Annotated in this window: 2 protein-coding genes; both read left to right on the top strand. The window is 65.3% G+C overall.

Going from position 1 to position 4,633, the window contains the following annotated elements; translation table 11 throughout:
- Positions 1–79 precede the first annotated feature (79 nt).
- The gene (locus tag Q0176_RS00940; protein WP_299298128.1) at positions 80–499 is read left to right on the top strand and encodes a hypothetical protein; all 420 of its coding nucleotides are present in this window, start codon (positions 80–82) and stop codon (positions 497–499) included.
- A 257-nt stretch (positions 500–756) separates the two neighbouring features.
- Positions 757–4,467, top strand: a complete 3,711-nt coding sequence (locus Q0176_RS00935; protein WP_299298126.1) for a hypothetical protein — start codon at positions 757–759, stop codon at positions 4,465–4,467.
- The last annotated feature ends 166 nt before the right edge of the window (positions 4,468–4,633 follow it).

Genomic DNA, 4,633 nt, shown 5'->3' with positions numbered 1-4,633 from the left:
AGGGCATAGAATATCGCGGATAGAGGGATTCAGCCTCTGTCCGTATCCAGCCTTGTTATCGGGAAGGGAGTTTTTGTGAATGTGGAGCAAGCGTATCGGTGTTTTGTCGGTGTTGGCGGTCCTCGTGTTCTCCGCTGCGGCCTTCGCGGCTGTGCAGGATTTCAAGGATTTTACCGTGGATGTCCCGGACGACTGGACCGCGACGCAGAACGGCACGACCGTGGGGATTGTGGCCAACGACAACTCTGCGGCGGTGAGCGTCACGGTGGACAAGCGGGATGGAATGGAGGCCAAGGACCTGGCTGCGGCTTTCGCAGAGAAGTTGAAGGGCTCGGAGCCGGTGTTTGAGGACAATGTGTACCATTTCGACTTCAAGAACGAGGCCGGTGTGGAGAGCCGGGCGATCCTGAACACGGAGGACGATAAATACCTGCTGCTCGTCATCACGGGGCAGAACCCCAAGCTGGAGGCCCTCATCGACTCCATACAGGGGAAATAGCCACAATAAGATAAGCGGGGGGATGTCGTTCTCTCGGGGCGTTCCGCCTTGAATATGAGGAACATCCGGGGAATATTGCGGACGGGCTTTACCGCCGTTGCGTTTGGATTTGGGAGTTTGACGGGTACGGCGTGCGGTTTGCGCCGTACCCGTCGTTGTCTTTTATGAAGTTGAAGTGGGGGAAGGTGCGAAGATTGTTCGGTTTATGGGGAACGCGAAGGTCAGGGCGCTCGAAAAAAACTGGCCTCGGAAGGTTTTTGCCTCTGGCGCGGGGCTGCGTCCTGTGCGCGGGGATGGCGGGGATCGTCCTGATCCACGGTGCGCCGTCGGACGCCGCGTCGTCGGTCCTGATCAACGGCAAGCCGCTGGGGCAGATCGACGACATCGTGAAGGAGACGACCGGCTCGCGCGGTGTCGTGAAGGAATCGTTCTTGAAGTTCATGAAGGCGAACGACGGAAAATTCCGGTTTTATCCCACTCGGGGCGACGACAGGGGAGGTCCGTCCGAGAAAGCTCAGGTCGACCTCGGGGACGACGGCGGGTACACCAACACGGGCCTTCACCCGGCCGTCGGCAAAAAACGGGCCGCGGACGGCTCCCTCGTCGTGATGTATCCGTCCTCCAACGAGGGCGGCGTCACCCTCCGCTTCGCGCAGGTGAAGCCGGACGAGAAGGGCGGGCTCGCCGCGGCGAAAGGCTGGAGCACGACGATCGAGGCGTCCGGGTACCCCTACGTCACGGACTCGGCTGCCGGGCTCTTCCCCGACGGCGAGAGCGGCTCCGAGGCCTTCGTCGTCGCGTACTACACGGCGGGCGGGGACCCGTCGGGGAAGAAACGCCCCGGGTACGAGCAGACCTACACTGCCTGGCTGGCCTTCGTCGACCCCGTGGGGAAGCGCGTCGAGACCCGGCAGCTCGGGGCGATGAACGCCCATTTCCCGTCGGTTCGCGTGGCGGCGGGGGACCTCGACCACGACGGCAGGGCCAACGAGTTCGCCCTCATCCGCACCGGCAGGGACAACAACTATTTTCTTCAGGTCTATCGCGCGTCGGGGGTCGTCGAGGCGTCCCCGATATACGAGACCGGCCTCGGCAGCCGGGACGGCAAGGGCGAGAAGGTCGACGGCTGCGACGTGGTGGCCGGGGACTTCAACGGCGACGGGAAGACGGAGCTCGCGGCGGTCTACGCCGACAAGGACGGCGACGACGCCTACCCGGCCGTTCGGACATACGGGTGGAACGGTTCCGGGTTCAGCGGCTCCGAGACGCGGCTGAACGATAAGGCTCAGCGGGTGGGCGGCACGTCGTGGACGCTGGTGTACGTCCCGCACTACGGGATCATCGCTTCTGCCGGCGACCTGGACGGCGACGGGAAGGACGAGATCGTCTTCCTGTCCGCGAAGTACGGGGATGACGGCGGGCAGCTCCAGGTCTCGGTGTGGGGAACGGACGGAGCCCTGAAGCCCGCGCGTAAGTTCTGGCGCAACACGGGACAGACCCTCGCCGGATACGGCGGGGTCGGCGGCGTGGACAGGGCGGAGTGCAGCTGCCTGCTCCGCAGCGCGTCGCTTGCGCTCGTGCCCCTGGGAGGGACGTCCGAGCGGGGGGCCCCGCTCCGAAAGGTGTTCTTCTCGCTCTCTCAGGGCGACGATACGGACAAACGGTCGAGCGATTACTTCACCGGCGACAGGGTGTGGTACTTGTCGCCCGAGATCTCGGGCGGCAGCCTCACGGGCCTTTCCTCGCCCGTTCTTCACACGCAGGGCAGTGCGGGGCGCGCCGCGGCGCTCCTGCCCGGCGACTTCTACGGCGAGTCCATGGCCCTGGGCGAACCGACGCACCTGGTCTTTGAGGGCGAGCGCAGCTACGCCGCGGAGATCCAGACCCCGCCCTATCACGTGGACTACGTCCAGGCCCCGTTCGAGGTCAACGGCGTCCGGCCGGAGAAGAAGTCCGTGATGAACCTGTCCTGGATGGGCTCGTCCGTCGCGTACTCGAAGAGCCAGACCGAGAGCAGCAAGGCCGACACGTCGTTCAGCGCGACCAGCGCGCTGGAGTGGGGGGTTAATGCCTCCGTCGGAGGGCGGTACAAGCTGATCGGAGCCAACGCCTCGGGCGGCTACAAGGACACGTCGGCAAGGGTCGAAAACGCGGCCAACAGCTCCCAGGCGACGGTCGCGACGACCATCACCAGCGTCACGGACGGATCGGACAACGTCGTCCTGTACAAGACCGACCGGCACGTGTGGCGCTACCCGGTCCTCGGCCCCGCGCCTCAGGCTCCGGACGCGCCGCTCGAGGAGGGGGAGAAGCTCAACGGGGACCGGTTCATGACCTTCTCGCTCTGCGATGCGCCGACGATCGTCCAGGGCGACGCCGGCCAGAGCGCGCAGTTCGACGACTACAACCCCATCCACGAGGAGGGCAACCTCTTCTCGTATCCGACGAAGGTCGAGAACACCCCGTATTACGGCGAACTGCAGCAGGAGCTGTCGAACAGGCTGAACTCGGCCGTCGGCGGCAGGACGGTGCTGGACCTCGCGGTCTCCCAGGTGACGACCGACGTGTCCGGTCTCACCACCAAATCGAAGAAGGCGGCGAACGGCTCGCTCAACGTCTCGCTCGGCGCGCCGAAGGTCTTCAGCGTCGGGGTCACGAGCACGGTCGGCTATTCCAACGAGCTGACGAACACCCAAACCTTCACCAAGACGTATCAGGAGTCCGAGAAGTTCACCGTGACCCTCAACAACGCGCAGCTCCCGTTCAACTCCAGTTACATCAAGCACCTCATCGAGACCCAGCTCTACGCCGACGCCGCCGGCGTGATGAAGGTGGCCTTCGGGGTGGACCTGGCCGACAGCAACGCGCTGGTCTGGCGGAACACGCCGGGCAGCCTGTACGCGGACAAGCCCGACCCCGCGCTCGTGCTTCCGGCGCGCTACAACCGCCGCGTCCAGTTGTCCGAGAGCGGAACGACCCGGGTGGTCTGGTCCGCCAACGAGGATCGCATTTCGGCGACGCAGGTGCGCGGGATCGGGTTCCGGGACGAGGGCGCTCAGAGGTGGGCGACGTCGGCCCTTGTCCGCGGCAGACAGTACAAAATCCAGATCCCGCTCTATAACGCCAGCTTCAAGGACGCGGGCGGCGTCGAGGTCGAGATGCGCCTTCGCGCTGGGGGCGGGGACGCGGACCTGCGGACGCTGGACCGAAAGACCGTCCGACTCGGCGGCTGGACGCAGGGCGCGGAGGCCAACAAGGCGACCGCCTCGTTCACGTGGACCGTTCCGAACGACCTCACCCCCGGCAACTACGACCTCTACTTCGCCGTGGACCCGGACAACAAGCTCGACGAGCTTCACGAGGAATGGAGCTATCCGGGGGAGCCGGGCGGCAACAACGTCGGCCGCTATCCGATCGCCGTGCTGGCCGAGGAGCCGAAGGCTGCCGCGGGCCTGGCGGTCGTGTCCGCCCAGGTGGTCCGTGCGGCCGCGACGGAGGGGGACTTCAGCATGACCTTCAAGCCCATCCGGTCGGACGACACGCGCAAGCAGCTGACGCTTCCGGAGTTCCGCACAGAGCTCCTGAAGCAGACCTCGGACTTCCGCGCCCACGCCACGATCCGGTACAGCGGCTCCGAGACGCTGACGAACCTGCACATGACGGTGAGCCGGGTCAAGGGTGACGGCAGCGAGAGCCGCGTTGCGACGCGGACCATCCCGGCGATCTTCCCGAACACCGAGCGCAGCCTCTCGTTTATCGTGTCGCCGAGCAAGATGCGCGAGGGAACGCTGGCCGTCGATCTCGTCGGGGACAAGGGCGTGAGCCTCCACTGGCCGCGCGGTGACGCGAACGACCCGAAGGACCCTCCCGCGCACGGCGGCAGAAGGAGCGGCGGCGGGTGCGACGCGGGATTTGGTGGACTAGCCTTGGTTTTTACAGCTGCCTTCCTTCTAAGGAGAAAGGCGTAGCCTCGGATAGATACAGCTAGTCCCTTTAGGGGCGACGCGGGGGTCAGCGGACTGGCCCTAGCTCTTGTCGGGGCATTCCTACTGAGGAAAAAGGTGTAGCGTCGAATAAAAGCAGCTAGTCCGTTAAGCAGACGACCGCCTTCCGTGAGGCGTTAGCCTCGCGGGG

The organism is uncultured Fretibacterium sp., from assembly GCF_938040765.1.
Classification (GTDB): domain Bacteria; phylum Synergistota; class Synergistia; order Synergistales; family Aminobacteriaceae; genus CAJPSE01.
Note: the sequence above shows the minus strand (reverse complement) of the source record. Positions and strands in the feature narration are given on the sequence as shown.

What these genes read in the sequence shown, in the direction of transcription:
- Q0176_RS00940 (WP_299298128.1), top strand. Translation starts at nt 80, where the DNA reads ATGTGGAGCAAGCGTATCGGTGTTTTGTCGGTGTTGGCGGTCCTCGTG.